13 protein-coding genes are annotated in these 21,282 nt (G+C 35.4%); 10 read left to right on the forward strand and 3 right to left on the reverse strand.

Annotated elements, in window-relative coordinates:
- From HOG71_15050 to HOG71_15095, 10 genes are all read left to right on the forward strand, one after another.
- Positions 1-1,658: tetratricopeptide repeat-containing sensor histidine kinase (locus HOG71_15050; protein ID MBT5992165.1), on the forward strand; the 1,658-nt coding region annotated here is incomplete at its 5' end.
- 10 nt (positions 1,659-1,668) lie between these two features.
- Entirely contained in the window at positions 1,669-2,331 is a 663-nt protein-coding gene (locus HOG71_15055) for a response regulator transcription factor (protein ID MBT5992166.1), read from the forward strand.
- Positions 2,332-2,436: 105 nt separating this feature from the next.
- A complete protein-coding gene (locus tag HOG71_15060) occupies positions 2,437-3,906 on the forward strand; it encodes a T9SS type A sorting domain-containing protein (protein ID MBT5992167.1) in 1,470 nt (489 codons plus the stop codon).
- Positions 3,907-3,937: 31 nt separating this feature from the next.
- Complete coding sequence (locus HOG71_15065) at positions 3,938-5,524, forward strand: T9SS type A sorting domain-containing protein (protein MBT5992168.1); 1,587 nt, start codon at positions 3,938-3,940, stop codon at positions 5,522-5,524.
- A 67-nt stretch (positions 5,525-5,591) separates the two neighbouring features.
- On the forward strand, positions 5,592-7,712 hold the full coding sequence (locus HOG71_15070; protein ID MBT5992169.1) for a T9SS type A sorting domain-containing protein: 2,121 nt from the start codon (positions 5,592-5,594) through the stop codon (positions 7,710-7,712).
- A 112-nt stretch (positions 7,713-7,824) separates the two neighbouring features.
- Entirely contained in the window at positions 7,825-8,610 is a 786-nt protein-coding gene (locus HOG71_15075) for a hypothetical protein (GenBank protein MBT5992170.1), read from the forward strand.
- A 262-nt stretch (positions 8,611-8,872) separates the two neighbouring features.
- A complete protein-coding gene (locus tag HOG71_15080) occupies positions 8,873-10,837 on the forward strand; it encodes a T9SS type A sorting domain-containing protein (protein ID MBT5992171.1) in 1,965 nt (654 codons plus the stop codon).
- A gap of 235 nt (positions 10,838-11,072) precedes the next feature.
- Complete coding sequence (locus HOG71_15085; protein ID MBT5992172.1) at positions 11,073-11,519, forward strand: hypothetical protein; 447 nt, start codon at positions 11,073-11,075, stop codon at positions 11,517-11,519.
- 23 nt (positions 11,520-11,542) lie between these two features.
- Positions 11,543-13,153 carry a T9SS type A sorting domain-containing protein gene (locus tag HOG71_15090; protein ID MBT5992173.1) on the forward strand — a complete coding sequence of 537 codons (1,611 nt, stop codon included), beginning with the start codon at positions 11,543-11,545 and terminating at the stop codon, positions 13,151-13,153.
- A gap of 35 nt (positions 13,154-13,188) precedes the next feature.
- Complete coding sequence (locus tag HOG71_15095; protein ID MBT5992174.1) at positions 13,189-13,524, forward strand: hypothetical protein; 336 nt, start codon at positions 13,189-13,191, stop codon at positions 13,522-13,524.
- Here HOG71_15095 and HOG71_15100 read toward each other — a convergent pair.
- The 3 genes from HOG71_15100 to HOG71_15110 form a co-directional block, all read right to left on the reverse strand.
- Positions 13,517-15,025: a T9SS type A sorting domain-containing protein gene (locus tag HOG71_15100; protein ID MBT5992175.1), complete on the reverse strand. Its 1,509-nt coding sequence runs from the start codon at positions 15,023-15,025 to the stop codon at positions 13,517-13,519. The genes HOG71_15095 and HOG71_15100 overlap by 8 nt on opposite strands.
- Before the next feature lie 16 nt (positions 15,026-15,041).
- On the reverse strand, positions 15,042-15,332 hold the full coding sequence (locus tag HOG71_15105; protein ID MBT5992176.1) for a DUF721 domain-containing protein: 291 nt from the start codon (positions 15,330-15,332) through the stop codon (positions 15,042-15,044).
- An 86-nt stretch (positions 15,333-15,418) separates the two neighbouring features.
- Positions 15,419-21,181 (reverse strand): DUF5011 domain-containing protein, encoded by a 5,763-nt coding sequence (locus tag HOG71_15110; GenBank protein MBT5992177.1) that lies wholly within the window; start codon positions 21,179-21,181, stop codon positions 15,419-15,421.
- Positions 21,182-21,282: the final 101 nt, after the last annotated feature.

Consider the following 21,282-nt stretch of genomic DNA (forward strand, 5'->3'; position numbering starts at 1 on the left):
AAAAAATTGGGGATCAAAAAAATGAAGCAGCAATCCTTAGTAACCTGAGTATGATTTATGTTACGATGGGATTATATGAAAAAGCTTTGGATTATAACATCCAATCTCAAAAAATATGTGAAAAAATCAATGACTCAGAGGGTATAGCAACTGCGCATTACATCAATTCATCGATTTATGATAACTTAAATAATGATGAAAAAGCGCTAAGCGAAGGATTTACGGCATTGGGATTATTTATTGAACAAAAAAACGATAGATATCATCAAAGTTCATTAAATAATATTGGCTCTATTTACGATAAACAGCACAAAGATAGTTTGGCTTTGGTATATTATTTTAAATCAACTTACCTGTCTGAAAGTGTTGGTGATTTGTGGTCAGGAGCATATGCAATTGGGAATATCGGTTCTGTATACAACAGAATGGGAATGAAGGATTCTGCTATTTATTATTGTTTAAAATCCCTTCGCTTTTTCAGAAAGTTTAAAGATAAGAATGGCATTGCAAAAGCGTTGATTACACTTGCAAATGTGCATTTTAAAAACAGAGACCTTGATAGCACTTTCTATTATTTAGAAGAAGGATATAGTATTGCAAAAGAGATTCATGATATGGATTTAATGCTTTCCTATAACAAACTGTATTCCGACTATTATATTCTTTTTAATAATTATGAAAAAGCATATTTCTACCATAAAGCCTATACAGAAACAAAAGATAGTATTTATGCTGAGAAGACAAAAAATAAGATAACCGACTATCAGATAGAAATTGAAACTGCTCAAATACAGGCAGAAAAAGAAATACAGGAACTCAGGGCTAGAAAGAGCTTAACACAACGAAATTTTTCTATTTTGATTTCATTCTTAGTGCTTCTGCTTGCCATATTATTTTTTAGTCGATACACTTTAAAGAAAAGAACAAATACGCTTTTAGAACAAAAAAATGTTGAACTCCAGAATGCAAACAATACAAAAGATAAGTTTTTTGCCATTGTTTCGCATGACCTGAAAAACCAGCTGACCGCTTTCCAAAATATCTCGTCCGTATTGGCAGAGAATTTTAAAACCATTGCTGAAGAAAAAAAACACCACCTGATTCTACGCATCAATACAGCATCAAACACTCTTTATGGAGTTCTCGAAAATTTGCTCACATGGTCATCAAGTCAGTTGCAAGGGGTTGATTATAACCCTTTTGTTTTATCTGTTAAGTCAGTTTGTGAGAACACCATTAAGGAGTTGAGGCTAAACGCAGAAAGAAAAAAGATTACCTTCAGTTGTGAGATATCTGATAATCTTGAAGCTTTTGCAGATGAAAATATGTTAAGAACGGTGATTAGAAACCTGACCAATAATGCCGTTAAGTTTAGTCCCGAAGATTCTAATATCGAACTGAAAGCAGAATTGCAAAATGAAATGGTATTCATTTCAGTAATTGATCATGGAATTGGACTCAGCAAAAGTGATGTTGAAAAACTATTTCGCATTGATGTAAATCATAAAGAAATTGGCTCTGGAAAAGACAAAGGTTCAGGATTAGGCTTGGTTATCACCAAAGAATTTGTTGAAAAAATGGGAGGGCAGATATTTATTGAAAGTGAATTGGGCAAAGGAAGTTCTTTCAGCTTTTCAATTCCAGCAAAAAAAGTTTAAAATCAGAATTATGGATGATATAATTAAAGTAATTCTTGTAGACGATCATGATATTGTACGTGATGGAATCAATGCATTACTTATGATTGAAGAGAACATTGAAGTAATTGGAGAAGCTGCAAATAGTGACGAACTCTTTGCTTTGCTGAAAGAAAAAACCCCTGATTTATTATTACTGGATATTATAATGCCTGGAATGTCAGGATTAGAGGTGGCCAAAGAATTAAACCACACTTATCCTGAGATAAAAATTATTATTCTCAGTTCCAATTTAGATGAAGATTCTGTTTTTAATGCCATACAAGCTGGAATTAATGGTTACTTACCTAAAAATGTTAATAAAGATGAATTGGTTACAGCCATTCATCAAGTAAGTGAAGGCAAAGATTTCTACAGCGATGCTATTTCAACTATGATTTTCAGAAATTATAAAAAGTTCGCTGAAGCCGGACGCAAGCACACTGTTGAACGAATTGCGGAACTCTCAGAACGTGAAAAAGAAATTGTACGTTGGTTTGCAGATGGTTTAAGCTATAAAGAAATTGCATCCAAGCTTTTCATTAGCGTGCGTACAGTTGAGTCTCACAAAAATAACATCATGGAAAAGCTTGAACTCAAAACAAAAGTAGATCTGGTGAAGTATGCTATTAAGCATGGAATTATTGAATTATAATACTATACGTAAAATTACCCACTCCATTATGGCGTTTTTTCCTGATTGAAACACATCCCGTCTCATGATATTTTTGGCATCAGTTTGCTAATTAAAAATATGATCATGAAAAGGCTTTGGATACAACTATCTCTTATCATTTTTGCGCTCGCTTCATTCGCTCAAACAGAAGGATGGACTTATTATGATGCAACAAATTCGTCTATTCCGTTCGACAAAGTATTCTATCTGGAATTCGACCATAATGGAAATCTATGGGGAGGTACTAGTGTAACCAATCAAACGGCCCACTTATTCATGTTTGATGGAGTCAACTTCATTAACCATAACTCCAACAAATGGGTTTATGATATTAAGGTGGACGTAAACGGCAATATCTGGACATTAAACTCAAATTCTGAATTATCGAAATTCGATGGCACAAGCTGGACAGATATCAAAAACTCCGACTTAGGATGGTATTCAAGCCCATTATATATAGATGAGAATGATAACAAATGGGCAAATCCCTTCTTTTCTGGAACCTTGTTAAAATATGACGGAACCAGTTGGACGACATACAACAATGCCAATACAGGAAATCCAGACAATAAGATTACTTGCATTAATGGTACAGGTCAGGATATTTATTTTGGCACCAATGATTCTGGTTTAATTCATTTTGATGGATCAAACTGGTCCACATTGAACAGTTCAAATTCACAGCTTCCCAACAGCAAAGTTTATGTTTCCTGCTTGGATCAGCACGATTCCTTGTGGATGGTTTGCGCTGGAGGATATGTAGTTGCCATGAAAGATAACAATTGGTCGATCTATCAAAATGCATTGTTTGATGTATTAGCAGCAGCTATTGATGTCGACAGCAAGGGAAGTATTTGGATTGCTCAATCTGCCAAAATTCTAAAAATTGATGGCAGTACAATTACAGAATATAGTTCAACGAACTCCATATTACCTGAACATTCTATTATAACCCTTAAAATTGATAATAATGATAAGGTTTGGCTAGGGAGTCGTTTTGGATTATATGTTTATCAGGACAAAATCGATACAAGCATTAACATAACTTCACAACCTCAGAGTGCCACGATTAAGGAGGGAGAATTTGTCAAATTCGAAATCGAGGCAGAAGGTGAAAGCCTGACATATCAATGGCAAAAAGACGGAGTGGATATCAAGTTTGCAAGCCTAAACAATTATCAAATTGCTGCTGGAAAAATAGAAGATGCTGGAAAATACAGCTGTATTGTTAAAAATGCCTGGGGCCAAGTTGAAAGTGATAAAGCTGAATTAATTGTTAATACAGGATCGGGTTTGTCAAATATAAATAGCGAATTTACACTCAATATATACCCAAATCCATCACGTGGAAAATTCACAATAGAAGTCAATGCAATAAGTTCTGCTGACATTCAGATAGAAATTTGGGACATCTATGGTCGATTTATTAAAGCTCCCATCAGAAAAAATTCAAACTATCTGGAAATTGATCTGGGTAGCTTTTCAAAAGGTACATACTTAATAAAAGCAGCTTCAGAAAACTCCATAAAATTCTTCTCAGTAGTAATTCAATAATTCAATTTCTCCTTTTATTAAAACAACTATTATGAGATTAAATAGAAATCTGGTCAGTTTATATATGCTGTTTTTACTCACACTTATATCAAAAATATCATGTGCTCAAGTTTATGATGAACTAAACATTAATAATCTTTCTGTACGCATTAATTCATCTGGCGATTTCTTTAATGATTATATCAATCAAAAATCTCAGTTTGAAGTACCGATTAATAGCGGTAAAACGCCAGCATATACGTCAAGTTTGTGGGTAGGGGGAGTAGATGACCAGGACCAGTTACATATTGCAGCACAGGCTTATAGGTGCATGGCCGCAGATTTTTGGGAAGGTCCAGTAGCCAATGCATACCTACCATCATATGTGATTAAGTACCGAAGAGTTTACAAAATTGATCGATCTGATATAAACCAATTTCTGCAAACAGGAATTCCCTCTCAAAACATTATTGACTGGCCTGCTCATGGAGATTTGACAAATGGTGAAGCCGAATTTTTAGCGCCATTTATAGACGTTGATAAGGATAACAAATATGATCCATATAAAGGAGACTATCCTGCAATATTGGGAGATCAGGCAATTTTCTTTATTTTCAACGATGATAGACATGAACATGGAGAATCAAAAGGAGAGAAACTTAAAATTGAAATACATGGATTGGCCTATGCCTTTAATAAACCCGATGACAGGATTTTAAACAATACATTTTTTGTTAGATATAAAATAATCAATCGGTCGGAAAACAACTATTTCAACCTCTATTCTGGTGTTTTTACTGATTTTGACCTGGGCAATTATCTGGACGATTTCATCGGATGCGATTCTGCTAAAAGCTATTACTATGCATATAACGGAGACTCAATTGACGAAGGGAATCGTGGATATGGTAATAAGCCTCCTTCTTTGGGAGTTGTGTTTTTAAATAATGAGCTGAAATCATTTATTGGTTTTTACGATAATAATAACCAGAATTTGTTAAACCCGACAACTCCGCTTGGATTTTACAATAATCTGAACGGATTATGGAGTGATGGAACTTCAATAAATTATGGAGGAAATGGATATGATGATTATTGGCAAAAATCGGTTACAAAATTTTTGTATCCTCACCATCCAACATTATCCGGAGACTCATGGTCAGAAATAAGTGCAAATAACACCCCAGGTGACAGAAGGTGCTTGGGCTCTACGGGGCCATTTGACCTATATAAAAATGGTGAAATCATTTTAGATATTGCTTATGTGTTTTCAGAGCCTTCAAACAATGAGTTTCTTGCTTCCACAGTTCTTCTTGATAAAGACGTTGAATACATAAAGACATTTTACGATTCTTTTATAAGTTCAAGTCGAGAGCATAATCATAATATGAAGAAAGTTGAATTGTTTCCAAACCCATCAAATGGTTTCTTCCATATTTCTATCCCAGAGAAAAACAGCAAGGATGTTGAAATAAGTCTTTATAATACCAGTGGACAATTAATTGATAAAAGCAATTATTCAATAAATAGAGAGAATAAAGAAGTGAAAATTGCATTAAAAAATTTAGCAAAAGGGCTATACATAATTAGAATATTTAACAATGGGGACATATACGAAACATTGGTTTCAATTAAATAAATACACCTACAAACTAACCTTAATTGTTGCAGTAAATGTTTAAACCAATTACTAAAACTATAAGACTATGAAAACAATTAACTCAATTACTCTTCTTCTATTTTTAATATGTTCAACATCACTTTATTCACTTGCTCAGGATGTAGATTGGGTTTGGGCAAAAAATGCTGGAGGTAGCGATTTCGATCAAGGAAAACAAATTGCAACTGATAATGATGGAAACATTATTGTTGCCGGATTATTCAAAGGTCCAGCTCAATTCGGAACGTATACCTTGACATCATCAGGTGGCTATCATGATGTTTTTATTGCAAAATATGATGAATATGGGAAGGCTATATGGGCAATTTCTTTTGGAGGAACATCTTCTGAAGACATTAATGGACTGGCATTGGACAATGATCAAAACATTTATGTAACAGGAACTTATTCAAACACACTGGTTGTGGGTTACAAAAATTATTTTTCAAAAGGAAGTTCAGACATTTATACGATTAAACTAGATCCTTCTGGTAATGTCCTTTGGGTGAATACATCTGGAAGTAAACGACAGGACATGTCCTGTGGAATTACTGTTGAAGGTTATTCAATTTATACAGGTGGCACCTATTGGGAAACATTTTATGCAGAGTTTGATTCAATAAAGGCTGTTGGTTTATGTGACATATATATTCAAAAGTTAGATACTTCAGGAAATCTTGTTTGGCTTAAATCAGCAGGAGGAAAAGGAGGTGACTTCCCAAAAGGAATTACCGCAAATGCAAATTTAATATTTATTTGTGGACAATTTAATGACAGCTGCTATTTTGATGATAAATACGTTATTGGAAAAAATTCCTATGATATCTTCAATGCAGTTCTTTCACCAAAAGGAGATTTCAAATGGGCCAAATCTGGTCTTGGGGATTACGGCAATTATCCTAACGGCATTTCCTCCGATGATTTAGGAAACACCTATTTGACTGGTTGCTTTGGAGAAACAATAAGTTTCGATAATACACAACTTACTAGTTCTGGAAAAACCGATGCATTTATTGTCAAATATGACTCCTTTGGTGTGTGTCATTGGGCAGTTAAAGCAGGCGGAGCCCTATATGACCAGGGAACTGGAATATTTGCTGATAGCAAAAGTGGAATTGTATTGACAGGCTTTTTTGATGGGCAAATGAATATTGGATCAAAGAACTTTACTGGTTATGGAGGTAAAGACATTTTTGTGGCAGAATACGATGCATCTGGAACACTGTTGTGGGCAAAAAATGCAGGTGGTAGCAGTTTCGATTTTGGTTTGGCCATTACGAAAGATAATAGTTCTGCTTATGCTACAGGTTATTTTACAACTCAGGCTACTTTTGGCTCAACGCAGCTTAATGCTCCGGGAACTGATCAAGATCTTTTTATTGCCAGACTTGCAATACCTCCTCCTGCAACTGTCATAATTACAAAACACCCACAAGATCAAGTAGTATGCGAAGATGGTAGTGCTTTTTTCAATGTGGGAGCAATTGGAAAAAACTTATCTTTCCAATGGAAGTTCAATGGAAATGATGTATCAGGAGCAACAGATAGTTTCCTGACATTGATTGGAGTAGATGCATCAAATTCAGGATCTTATACCTGCACCATCAGTGATAGTGCATATTCTGTAACTTCAGATCCAGGAATTCTAACATTAGGCAGTGAACCTGTGATAAGTCAACATCCTCAAAACGCAACAGTCACAAGACACTCAAAAGTAACTCTAAAAGTCCTAGCATCAGGAGCAAACTCATATCAATGGCAAAAAGATGGAACAGATCTTACAGGCGAAACACTAAATACGCTCATCTTTTCGGATGTACAATTCTCAGATGAAGGAAAATATCGTTGTGTTGTTTCTGGAATCTGTGGAATTATTACTTCAGATGAGTCAACACTTACAATTATAACTACTGGAATTAGTGACCCTATTGATCAAGTATTATCTATTTCTCCTAATCCAACCAAAGGAATAATCGAAATCAGACTTCAAAATTCTGACAAAGAATTGCAAATTGAAATATATGATACAAAAGGAAAGAGAATTATTCACAAAAATATTCAAGGTAAAAGTGAAAAGCTAGACTTGTCTCACCTAAATAAAGGTATTTACATAATATTAGCAAAATGCAAGGAAGATTCTTTTAGTTATAAAATCATATTGAAATAAGTTTCCTTTTTCATTTGAAGCAGGTGTTTTCATGTTCACCTGCTTCATTATTAGCTGGTGATAGTTCGAAAACGTTGTCATTTGGAATCGAAGAAAATATTTGCGTAAAATTATGAGTAAAAACAGTCTAATTCTTTTTTATTTATTCTTTATAATCCAAGGCTGTTCTTTGGTTAACTTACAGTTGAGTGCTTCACGAAAAATTCCACCAGAGAAGATTGTTTTGGACACAAATGTAGAGTTATCTTCCTGTGGAACAATCAATAGCAATGGAGTTGATTTTTTGCCTTCAGCTTTTAAACTAATAGCAAATGGAATGGTAATTTATATAGATCCTATCGTTATCACAGATACACTCAAGGCGGATTATATTTTTCTTACCCATGCGCATTTAGATCATTTCTCCATAAAGGATATACAGAAAATTAGTAAAGCTGAGACGATTATCATATGCCCTAGGTCCGTTTCCAAAAAGATGTCAAAAAATACATACACCATTAAAGAAGTAGTTCCGGGGGATTTTCTGGATTTTGACAACTTCAGCTGCCAAGCTGTTCCAGCCTATAATCAACAGTCGGTATTATTGGGATTAAAAGCACATCCGAAATCAAAACAGAATGTGGGTTATCTTTTGACTTTAAACAATGATTTACGGATATATCATGCTGGAGATACCGATTATATCCCAGAGCTGAATCAGCTAAGAAAAATAAAGCTTGCCATGATTCCAATTGGCGGGGATAAATTATGCATGAATGCAGAAAAAGCAGCTGAATTAATAAATAAAATTAAACCTGAAATAGTAGTTCCAATGCATTATGAAACTGAAAATAAAGAAGACTTAGTAACTTTTAAGAAATTATTGAAAACAGGAATTCAAGTAATGTTTTTAGAATAATATGAAACAAGCATGAGTAAAAATTTCACACACATGGGAATGATTATAATGCGAGTTCCATCTGACAACTAAAAAACAATTATAAACAGATGAAAGGCAATACTTTTTTGTAAATCGGACGACTACCCTTGGCAAGATAAGTATCTGTTACTTTTCCTCATTTTTTATACTACGTAAAATTACGTAATCAATTTTCAGTCATTTACCCGATTGAATCTGGTCATTCATAGGTATAATTTTGAATGCAATAAAACAAAGAAAAATGAAAAAAGGAATTCTTACTATTTTATTGGCAGCCTTATTGGCTGTAGTCTACTCTCAGAATGTAGTAACCTATATTGGTACTCCTGAAACTTCAGGGGCCACAACAACTGCTGTAAATAGGTTGTCTGCAAAACTTAACCAGCCTTACGACATGGCCTTTGATAGCAAAGGAAATATGTGGATTTCTGAAATGGGTAATCATACAATTACCATGGTCAGGGCATATGATAACAAAGTAATGATACGAGCTGGTATTGCAGGAACAGCTGGTTTTATGAATGGAAATGGAACTCAAGCAAAATTCAACTCACCGCATGGTATTACAGTTGGTCCAAATGACGAAATCTATGTAGCAGACTATGAAAATCATGTGATTCGCAAAATAAGTGCCTATGTAGATGAATCAACACCTCAGGTCGTTAGTGTATTTGCAGGGAAGTACACAGTAAACACTCCTAATTACAAATCTTACTCAGGTTATGCTGAAGGTAATTCTGGAACAGCACAATTCAATAATCCAATTGATTTGGAAGTTGATGCTGCTGGCAATATCTATGTGAGTGATCATAGCAATCATGTTATCCGAAAAATAAACGCATCCGGAACAGTTTCTCTTTTTGCTGGTCAAGCAGGTGTTACAGGAAAAGCAAATGGCGATGCAACTACTGTAGCGCAATTTAGCAGCCCAACAGGTTTGTTCCAATACAATAGCTTACTCTATGTATTAGATTATGGAAACAAGCAAACAAGAAGAATAGACGGATCAACAGTAAGCAAGGAGCCCACCATCCTTACGGCAAATTATCCAATGGAATTAGTATACAAAATAGAAGGAAGCACAAAAACCTTTTATTTCACGGAAGGCAATATGATTAAACATGCCTATTCCAGCCCAACAGGTAGTGGGTCGAGTTTATATGCTGGCAGTCTTTTCCAAAGTGGGTCGGCAGATGGAACACTTACAAATGCACGCTTTAAAACAACCAAAGGATTGACATTCGGCCCAAACGGAAGCATGTATATCGCAGATATGGATAATCATACCATCCGAAAAATCACCTATTGTCCTGTTATTAATCCCGTCCTTACCGTTATTGGAGAACTAAAATTTTGTGGTGACGACAGTGTAAAATTCATTGCACCGGATGGATATGCAACCTATTTATGGTCAAGTGGAGAATCAACAAAAGAAATCGTTGTAAAAAATACGGAAATAATCAATTTAACAGTAAGCGACAATGATGGATGCATGGGCACATCAAGTAGCTATGGGGTTACCAAATTACGTCCAGATCTTAGAATTGTTGGCGACACTATATTCTGCGAAGGAGGAAGTGTATTATTAGGCTCACAAAATTCCTACGACACCTATTTATGGTCAAATGGAGAGTTAACTCACGATATTGTTGTCAGTACATCAGGAATCTATCATGTTGAAATGACTTACAAATCCTGTAATCACCAATCACGAGATGTCCAGGTAGTTGTAAACCAACTCCCTGAAAAACCAACAATTACTGTCAATGGAAATGTATTAACAGCTAGTGACGCCCCTTCATACCAATGGTATAGAAATAATCAGATCATTCCTTCTTCTACTTCAAAAACGATGACTGTTTCAAAATCTGGCAATTTCAAAGTGGTCATTAGCAGTGATAAGGGATGTCAAAAGACATCAGATGTTGTTTATGTTATTGGCAGTTCTATTAATGATTATTCACAAATGACTCTTTCTGTTTATCCTAATCCAACATATTCAAGCATTACAATAGAGGGATTAGGAAACTTGAAGGCAGAAGAAATCAATTTATATGATTTGAAGGGAAAGTTGGTTTATCATGAAATTATTAATGCCAACAAAGTCATAGTTGACATGAGATCCCTGAATATGCCAATAGGATTTTATATACTAAAAGTGAGAACAAACAAGAGCTTTTTATGCTCAAAAGTGCTATATAAATAATACGAAAATGGAGCTATCTCAATTTACGAATGACGTTTACATAATATTAGCAAAGAGCAAGGGAAATTCATTGCAGGTAAAAACGTTTTAAGGTAAGTTGATTTTTCATTTGAGGCAGGTGTTGGCTAAAGGCACCTGCTTTTTATTGCGTAATACTACCTACTCAAAATTGAGCAAATTAACTGATTGACAACAAAAAGATTAATTTATAATTTTGATTATAAATCAGAATAAAATGATGGAAATAATGTCTCTCCAAAAATATAATTTTCAATATGACAAGCAAGCGACTTTGATTGCATATGGAAATATTAATAATTATTGTGTGGAACAATGCAGTTGTTCATATTGTGAAAACTTTAATGTCTCTAGAAATGAAATATATACGCCTGAATTTCTTAAACTACTTAGTAAAATGGGAATTAATTATCAAAGAGAGGCAGAGGTATATCATATCAAAGCTTATGATAACAATCTTCACTTGTATGGTGGTTGGTTCCATTTTGTTGGTCGACTTACTCATACAGTTGTTCAAAGTAATAATAGGATAAAAGAAGCCGTCCGTTTTGGAGATAATCTTAAAGTATTTATTACTGAACAAACTATATTGGTTGATACTGCATTTAATGATAAGCCTGTTTTACAATTAGAATTCAGAGTTGTGACTCCCTGGATGATTTAAGAAATTGCTTGAAAATATAACCAATGAAAACAATTAAAATCATATTGACATTTGCACTTTTATTTTCTGCTGCAAAAGCTCAAAATATAGAATGGAAATGGGCATTACAAGGTGGCGGAAATAGTTGGGATCATGGCTATGCAATCGCAATCGATAATGACAATAATGTTCTGATTAGAGGCAAGTTTGTTAATGTCGGGTATTTCGGTGATACATCTATAAAAGCAGTCGGAGCCGAAGAAGACTATCTGGCAAAATATACAGAAGATGGTCAATTAATTTGGATCAGAATACTAGCAGGAAAAGCGAGTTGGGAAAAGGATAGAACGATAGCAATTGATGAGAACAATAATATTTATTTAACAGGATACTTCAATAGTCCTTATGGGTTTGATCATATAAACCTATCCCCCTATGGAGCAAATGATGGATATATTGCCAAACTCAATACCAAAGGGGAATATATATGGGTGAATAGAATTGGTGGAAGTGGAGATGATGCCGGCTATGCTATTGCATATACACATAACAAATTATTAGTTGCAGGCTATTATTCCGACACTGCTTTTTTTCCCTCAGGTGATTTGATTTCTTCAGGAGGAAATGACATTTATGTTGCATGCTATGATGAAAATGGCAATAATAATTGGACAGTGAATGGTGGCAGTCTTAATAATGATCGCGCCTATGGTATTGCAGCTGATCAGGACTATTTTTACATTACGGGAAGAATTGATGGAAATGCAGCATTTGATGGTATACACTTAAGCACCCTAGGGCCATCTGACCTGATGGTCGCAAAGTATGACTTGAATGGAAATATTATATGGGCAGTAAATGATGCCAGTAGTGGTGAATTGGAAAGCAAAACAATTACCTGTTCAGGTGGTGATATCTATTTAACGGGAAAGTTTAGTGGAGCTGTCACCTTTGGAAGTCTTACGCTCACTGCTTTAGGTTTATCAGATGCATATATTGTGAAATTTAATGAAAATGGAAATATAGAATGGGTCGATATATTTACAGGAGGATTTGCAAATGAAGGAAATTCTATTACCATCAAAGATAGCAGAGTATATACAATAGGTGTTTTCGGGCAAAGCTTGGATATTGGAGACACAACCCTAAACTGTATGGGTAGTCGGGACTCCTATGTAAGTTGTTATACCATTGATGGTGAATTTGTTTGGGCAAGTGATTTCGGAGTTAGTACAGGAATCAACCATGTCCTGGGAAATTCTATTGCCGTAGCCCATAAGGGTGCAATCTATATTGGAGGTGAATATTCCGGAGGTGCAAGTTTTGGAGGATCTAACTTGACTCCTATTGGTAGTTTTGACATGTTCTTATTCAAGCTTTATGACTTGGTAATACCTGCATCTACAAATCATTATATGCAAAAACCAAGACTGGAAATATACCCTAACCCAAATCATGGCATTTTTGAAATACAAACAGCAGGTCAAATCAAAATTGATATCTCAATTTTTGATAATAATGGAAAACTAATTCTGAAAAAAGCAGTCATATCAGGCCAACAGATAGATATTTCATCATTTCCTGAAGGAATATATTATTTGCAAAAAACAGCTGAGCAAGGCCAGCTTAAAAAGATTTTATATATAAAAGAATAAAGAAGTCTATTGTATTTTTGCAGAAATACAATACTATGTTCGATGCATTCAAACTGATAGGAAAGTTTTCAGAAATAAAGGATAAAATGAAGGACGTAAAGCAGCGGCTTCAATTTGTTGAGATCATTCACGAGACAGAAGATCGGCTCATTACAGTTTATGCTACTGCCGCCAAGAAAATTAAAAAAATTGAATTGAACGAAAACATGTTGCTTCCTTCTGAAAAAAAGCAATTAGAGCAAAAGTTAGTAGTTGCAATAAACGACACCATTGCAAAATGCGACAAAGAAGGAAAAGCTGCTACAAAAGAAGCCTTAAAAGGGAGTTTGCCCGATATTCCCGGATTAGATATTGAAAACCTACCTATCTAATCAAAAACTTCTTGTGATAAATGGCATTCTCCGAAACTAATTCAATCAGATAAATACCAGCAGCTAAATTGCGATATTCAATCTGGTTGTGAGCAGGAGATATTTTTTCACTAATCAAAACTCGCCCTTGTAAATCTCTGATTTTGCAAACAAATTCACTTGAAATTCCTCGTATAGAAATTACATCAGATTTTTTAGATGGAATTGGATAAATATAGAAACGTCCTTTGCTGCTTTCATTTATTCCACTCGGATCCAAAACCATAATCTCAAACTCTTTGGTAACAGAGGCATTGATAGGACAAAAGTTATCTTTTGCTGTCATTTTAAATGTATATGGAAACTGACTTATATAAATTTCAGAAGGAGTCCATGCAACGCTAGCGCTTGGCCATTTAACGCCAGTTTCGCCACTATTCGTCTGATATACACTGTTTGGAAAAGCGGGTTCAAAAATTAAACTAACAATATCATTGGTATCGGTATCAAAAGTTGTCATGTAAAATGCTACAGTTGAGTCCGGCAAAACCTCTTTATAAATCCCATCATCATTTAAATCAGGTGTGTAATTACCTGGCAAACTGTAAAAATTCACATAAAAATTACGCAAAATCTCTCCAGTATATTGTCCATTTCGAAACTGCTTTATCTTAAGAGCCATGATAGCAGTTTCCACCATACGAGGCATAAAATGAATATCGCCAAGATACTGATTCACATGAAATCCTTGTGGATAAGGAAGGGAGGTGTCGGGAAAACCATCAAAAGAAATGGGTTTGGAGAATTCAAAGAGTCCATTGTAAACGACAGGAGCTCCTGCCATTAAAGGGCTTGCAATTTCATAGCTAAAAGAATCCATTGGTAGACCATTCGAGTCCATATCTAGATCATTTCCATAGGAATAGATCATAGCTTCATAATTGATTGGAATCATCGCTAAACTTGACATGGTAAATAGGGGGGAATTATCTCCTTCAGGCAAGCATCTATTAAAGATGGAATAGGTGTAAAAATCAGTTCCCTGACCTCCATTGCTAATATCCAAACTGCGACAACAATCTGTATATTCCAGTCTAATTTCACAACAAGCAGTTGAGCTCAGATCCAATAATGAAGAATAAGAAAATCGCTCATAACCAAAAGGGAACGAGCAAGTTGGATCAGAACATCTCGTACACTGGTCAGGATTAATGGTTGCACAAGTTGGGGTAATGTCAACAGGATTTGGACGTGCTATATGTAAACTGGTGATTAATTGTCCAGTGGATTCACATTTAACATCAATTTTAACAGAATCAAAATCATCACCATTGCAATCCCTATACAAATCCATTTTCACAATAAATGAGTCATGACCAGCATTAAACCAGGTTATTTCTCCTGCCAATAATGAATTTGTTTGAGCACTCAACTGAAAAACGCCCATTGCTGATAAAAAGAGAATTAAAAGAATAGCTTTAATACCTTTATCAAAATAACTAAATAGTGTTGTGTTAACCATATTTGTAATTTTTTCTCTATAAAACAATAATTTCTTTTACCACTTCTTTGCCCATTTTTCTGTTTATGAGTTCCATGAGCCTGTTTTTCATAAACAGAAGTTCCTGCTTGGCTACAGATGATTTCACTTTAATAAAAAGCTGTGAACCGTTGAGATTAATGTCCTCGGTATGTTTGTATATTTTTTTCCCAGCTATCTCTTCCCAGGATTCAAGAATAGAACGTTCATCGAATTTATAGCGTAGGTCATAATAGTCAATGAAATCCTGAATGGCTTTTTTTAATGGAGTAGCATTGTCTTTTTTCATAATCAATTTATCCTGATTGGCAAATTGCAGCTCCTAATCTGTTTGATTTTGGAGCTGCAAATGTTTTCAACGATAAAACGAATAGCTTATTTCACTACACTAAGCTTGTTCGTAACCACTTTATTATTGAAGAAAGTCTTGACAAAATAAATTCCCTCAGCATAATCATTCACTTGTATTTGAAGAATAGTGGACGTTGTATTTTTAAGTTCAACCCTTTCCATAATTTTTCCTACTGAATTGAAAACAATGATGTCAACATTTTCTCGTGACGATAGGTTTAGCGAGATATTAACTGTTCCCTGGGCCGGATTCGGATATATGCTTACATAATTAAACAGATACTCTTCGTAGATAGAAATCGGATCTCCAACCTTAACCACTCTTCGAACTTCGTCAGCTTTATTTCCCGATGCATCAGTAGCATTGTAACGGATAAAATACCATCCTTCTTTATTTACATTCACATTATTTGTTGTAAACAGCTGCACATCTTTATAATAATTATCTATGACAACTGCACCCGGATCCGTTAATGTGCCTCCTATTGGTAGGGCTAAAGTATCAGGACCGTTGAGTATAATCATTGGTGCTAACTTATCTGCCACAACAACTTTTCTGCTAACCGTTTGCGAATTATTTCCCCAGCTGTCATAAGCTGTGTAGGCCACATTATAGGAGTCCACACGGCTTGTGTCTATATTATGCTGAACAATAATACTGGACGAAACATCTCCATCCCTGTTGTCAATTGCAGTTGCTCCAGGATCAATAAATGCCTGATAAACCTCAATTTCCATAGGATTAGTACCAATTAAGCTAACTACTGGAGGTGTTTTGTCATTGGTTACCCATATTTCGCGAACTACTTCCTTGGCTTTATTTCCTTTCGCATCTTCCACATTGAATCTCAAATAATAGGGAAGTGAGGTAGAAGCAACTGTTGTATCAACAAACCCACTCACAACAATACTGGATGAAAGGTCACCATCAACTACATCATAAGCAATTGCTCCCTTATCTGTATAAGGATAGCCAATCTCTGCAAATGCTGTTTTGCTGCCAATTAATTCAATAATTGGAGGTGTTTTGTCTTCTGTAATATAAATGCGATAATCTTCATATTCACCAATTTGACTGGTGCCACAAGGATTATTAGCAAAACCTGCAATATTAAAAGAGATACGCATTCTGGTTTGGCCTAACATGGCTGTTGCAGGCACTCTAATTGTATCAAACCATTCTGCATCCTGATTATTTGGTTGATAAATAGCCAGTTCAGCGGGTTCAGAAAACACACCATCTTGATTATAGTCTATCCAAATTTTCCTTGAGTATGCGTAGTTATTGGTATTTGTGGGGCTTGAAATATTGAAAGGATAGGATCCGCCCAATTCAAGTGTTGCAGCTGTTCCTGTTGTAAAATCCTGGAAAGGAGAAGTACCATAATCGCTTTTATTATCTATTTGGGCTAAAACAACTCTTCGTATTCCAAAATCAGCTAATAAACTTCCTGCAAAAGGTCGGCAATAAGCAAAAATGGTAATATAATTTGCTTTTACCATACTATCTTGTCCAAAAGTATTGCTGACTTTCAATGTAACTGAATATTGCCCAATCGAATCAAACTTGATATGTGCTTTTGGATAGTTTGTTCCATATGATGAGACGGCTTTGCCTTTTGACGGACTAAACAACCAGTTCCATGTATTAGGTCCATATAGTGATTGATCTTCAAAAGTGATAATATCAGCAGTATCTGCCCTGAAAAGATCGGCAGTGAATTCTGCCTGAGGCTTTGTACTCGGACTTATTACTGGAAAATCATTCGAAACATAATGTGCACCAGCACAATTTGACACCATCAATTGTACATACTGGGTTTTAGGAATGCTAAATGAAAATTCACCATGATAATTGGTTGAATCATCAAAAGTTCCATCAAAGTCATAATCCCAATAATAATGATCAATTAATCCCGTAGAGTTGTTTTCAAATAGCGTAATTGAACCTCCAGTATATGCAGTATCTGGAACCACAAAAGATGCAACAGGTTCGGGTATGGGATCAATAAACCAATCCGCAGCAAATCCTGCGGCTGTTCCAATTGAATTGGTCACTTCTTCAATATACATCATTCCACTTTTTGCAACCAATGTCACAAATGGATTTGGCTGAGCTCCCGATGTAAATCCATTTCCGGGATGTAATGGAATTCCTGTATTGTCTTGTCCATCATATACCCTGACAAAATCACCGGCTGCAAAATTGAAAGTATTAAATCGCAAATAAACTACTTCGGCACATGGCTTTAAAAGTTTGTAGTAATTTTCATTGTTTAGGTAATCTCCATTTGGACCACCACCATCGAAAAGTCTGCCTGCAGGGGCATTCAGTTCAAAAGGCCAGGTTCCCATGGCACCAATAGCAACTGTAACAATGTATTTCTTTTTTGTAATTTTTGTACTACTCCCTTTTTTGTTAGTTGAAGTCAGGCTTACATCAAATGTTCCAATGCCATAAAATTCAATGACCGGATTTTGTGAAGTATCAGAAGTACCTTCAGCAAAATATGCCGTAGCAGAATAGTTGGGTAACTTTATTTCCCATTTCCAGCTGCTGGGTCCATTAGTTGAAAGATCGCTGAAATAAACACGTTCGCCTTCTGTGACCGTATCTTTATCTGATGTAAAATCGGCTACCGGAGGATAAATTGGTTTTAGTATGTGAATGTTATGGGAGGTTACATCTGAGCCAGCACAATTAGTGGCATGCATAGCTACTGTATAGTAACCTACAGAATCAAACTTAAAATAGCCATCTTTTCCATTGTTAATACCAACGGAATCTTCATAAATACCATCGTTGTTATAATCCCATACATATGTGTTTTGTGCTCCTAAAATAGTTCCATTGTAAAAAGTAATGGGTCCTTTTTCGTAGCCGATTGTGTCTGCTTTGATTATAGCAACAGGAGCAATATTTGGAACAGCATTCCATGAAGCACCAAAGCCTGTAGAAGGAGTAACAACCGCACCATCTGTTATTTCACGGATAAACATAGAACCCGAAACGGCAGTAATAGGACTCGGTTTAACGGTACCTGAAAAACCTGGTCCGCTAAAGAGTTTCTTGCCTGTTGCATCCATTCCATCATATATCTCCAGGTAATCGTTTACATCGTAATCAATAAAGTAAAAAGTTAATGTAATGGGTCCTGTACATTCCGGATTTATCAGGAATCCGCAATCAGAATTATTTTTATATCCTGCATTTTTCCCACCTGAATCAAAAATTAATCCACTGAATAAGCTACTACTTGGTGCATCACCATTACAAAGCTCATACTCGTTGGTAACCTGAATGTAGTTTGTTTTTGTGATCTTATTTGTTCCAGCCTGATTAGATGCTTCCATCGAAACTGTGTAATTCCCAATATTTTTGTAGGAATGGTTAGGGTGTTGATCTTGCATGGTGTCTCCATCTCCAAATATCCATTCCCACTGATTTGGATCGTTAACCGATTGATCCAGAAAAGAAACCAGTTGACCCGCTTTGACATTGGTTGGAGTTGCTGCAAACTCTGCAACAGGAACTGAATAATCTTTAACATCAATAAGACGTGAAATAGAATCGCTTCCTTTATAATTCTCAACTACTAGCTTTATGCTATACATGCCAATACTATCAAAAGATAAGGTAACGTCTTGATCACTGGCAGTTGTTCCATTCTTGAATTGAAAATAATGTGGAGATATTTTCCATTCATAAGTGGATGGAAAATAAACTGATTGATCAACAAAATCCACATCTTGATTATAATAGGGATTAAAAGTTGATGCACTAAAATCAGCAACAGGAACAAGAACGCTATCGATATAAATTGTTTTGTTGACGGTATCTTTACAACCACCATCTGTCGTAACAATAAATGTTACTTTATAGGAGCCAACTAAATCAAAAATATGATTTGGTGTTTTCGCATTTGAATAATTGTTAAAACCTGATAATGGATCTCCAAAGTCCCAATACCATTTGGTAGGCAATCCGCCTGAGGTTTCATCTAAAAAGGTAATTGGTGTTTGATACAACACATTATTCCAGCTAAAATTAGCAATCGGTTTATTTACTTTTACCGTTTTTTCTACACTGGCCCATACAGCAGCTGTTTTATTGGTACGAGCTTGCAACTTCACGGTATAAATACCGGGATTTACATAGGTATGTTGTGGGCTTTTTGCGTGAGAAGTGTCTCCATCGCCAAAGTCCCAAATCCATTCACTCACAGGATAATTAACCCCAAAAGTATAGGATTTGTCGTTGAAAATAGTAGGATTTCCGAAACAAGCAATATTGCTGGAAAAGTCGGGAACAGTTTGCCCCGAATCGGCAATAATTATGGTATAATCTTCTACTTCGCCAACTTCTAATGGGTTTTCACAAGGAATGCCTGGAAACCTGAAAGGTGGATTAACCGGATTATAATGACTGATAACCCGCATCCTTGTTGGGCCAACTGGAGCATTTAGAGGTATCATGAAACTATCGAAAACAGGTCCATAATTTGGGTTAGTTGCACTGGCTACCATTATACTGTCGTGTAAAACCAATTCACTCGGATGATCAAAAACACCATCCCTGTTAAAGTCAATCCATGCACGTGTGTAATATGTATTTACACCATTACCCGACTCAACAGAAACATAATGATAAGGTCCCTTATAAAGTGTAGTCTGTAAGGCTGTATAATTTGTATAACCCGTTCCACTATAATAGGTAATGCCATTATTAATAGAACCAATTGTTACTCTTCTGACGTATACAAAATTGCTTTTATTCCCTTTCGAAATGCAATAGCCAACAGTTCTTGATCCGTATGGATCAATGGTGTTGGGAAATCTTTTTGTCGTTACGTAAATTCCATTGCAACGAGCATCCATTACATTGCCAATAATGGCTGTGGCCTTGATGTCGTATGTTAGCCAAAAATAGTTTTTACCTGGCTCAAGCTTTTGTTTGGAAGCAACACTAAAATAGGTTCCCAGATTGTTTACGGTACTTCCTACTTGGGTTGTGGTTAAAAACTCCGGGCTTTTGCCTGTATAATACAATTTAGCACTGCCTATTTCAGCCGGATTTGTTGTGCCCAAAGTAGAAAAATAAAAAGAATCCAAATCAAGTGGACTTAAGGTTCCGTCTGTATTGGTGTTTACCTCAATTCTCAATATTTGATTATCGATACTAGAAGCCGTTACCTCATCATAAATAGTTTGATAGGTGGAAGTCGAAACAAATGATTGCACATTGGGATTCATTATATTCACTGTATAATCCTGAAAATGTTGGGATGTTAACGTTCCTCCATTGGTACATGGATCGGGTGCATTGGTTCCTATTATTGTTCCAATACGCAACCGGGTTTGACCCAAAAGAGCATTTGCAGGAATTGAAATTGAAGTTCTTAAAATATGATCACCCACATTGGCATTATCCGTTTGCGTGTAAAGTCTTTCACTATTTTCAAATATTTGATTTTGATTAAAATCTATCCAAATAGAAAAAGTTTGTGTATTTCCGCCATTCCCCAAGGTAATAGTTAGAGGATATGTATGCCCTTTAACTAAAGGTGAAGTGACATAATAATAGTCATAATAAATAGGACTTGTTTGGCTCCATGGCGCAGCATAGGTTCTGTTAATTTCGCCAAAAGAAAAATTGAGAATATGCGTATAAAAACTGGAGGCCGTGCCAGCACCTGTAAATGTTGGCGTACAATAGGTTTGAGCTAATGTGTAATTAAATGATATAGCAATAACAAATCCTGCAATCAGGCTAAATAATCTTTTCATGTGTCAAAATTTATTTCATCTTGCAAGATATGAAAAAAACTATAATATTGATTGTTAAATTATAACCAGAAGTGCGTTTAAGTGCAATTAATAAACGAAAG

It is taken from the genome of Bacteroidota bacterium (assembly GCA_018698135.1).
Classification (GTDB): Bacteria; Bacteroidota; Bacteroidia; order CAILMK01; family JAAYUY01; genus JABINZ01.

Excerpts from the sequence above, each read along its gene's own strand:
- HOG71_15055 (MBT5992166.1), top strand. The coding sequence starts at position 1,669 with ATGGATGATATAATTAAAGTAATTCTTGTAGACGATCATGATATTGTA.
- HOG71_15110 (MBT5992177.1), bottom strand. The coding sequence starts at position 21,181 with ATGAAAAGATTATTTAGCCTGATTGCAGGATTTGTTATTGCTATATCA.
- HOG71_15090 (MBT5992173.1), top strand. The coding sequence starts at position 11,543 with ATGAAAACAATTAAAATCATATTGACATTTGCACTTTTATTTTCTGCT.
- HOG71_15080 (MBT5992171.1), top strand. The coding sequence starts at position 8,873 with ATGAAAAAAGGAATTCTTACTATTTTATTGGCAGCCTTATTGGCTGTA.
- HOG71_15060 (MBT5992167.1), top strand. The coding sequence starts at position 2,437 with ATGAAAAGGCTTTGGATACAACTATCTCTTATCATTTTTGCGCTCGCT.
- HOG71_15075 (MBT5992170.1), top strand. The coding sequence starts at position 7,825 with ATGAGTAAAAACAGTCTAATTCTTTTTTATTTATTCTTTATAATCCAA.
- HOG71_15065 (MBT5992168.1), top strand. The coding sequence starts at position 3,938 with ATGAGATTAAATAGAAATCTGGTCAGTTTATATATGCTGTTTTTACTC.
- HOG71_15100 (MBT5992175.1), bottom strand. The coding sequence starts at position 15,025 with ATGGTTAACACAACACTATTTAGTTATTTTGATAAAGGTATTAAAGCT.
- HOG71_15070 (MBT5992169.1), top strand. The coding sequence starts at position 5,592 with ATGAAAACAATTAACTCAATTACTCTTCTTCTATTTTTAATATGTTCA.
- HOG71_15105 (MBT5992176.1), bottom strand. The coding sequence starts at position 15,332 with ATGAAAAAAGACAATGCTACTCCATTAAAAAAAGCCATTCAGGATTTC.
- HOG71_15095 (MBT5992174.1), top strand. The coding sequence starts at position 13,189 with ATGTTCGATGCATTCAAACTGATAGGAAAGTTTTCAGAAATAAAGGAT.
- HOG71_15085 (MBT5992172.1), top strand. The coding sequence starts at position 11,073 with ATGATGGAAATAATGTCTCTCCAAAAATATAATTTTCAATATGACAAG.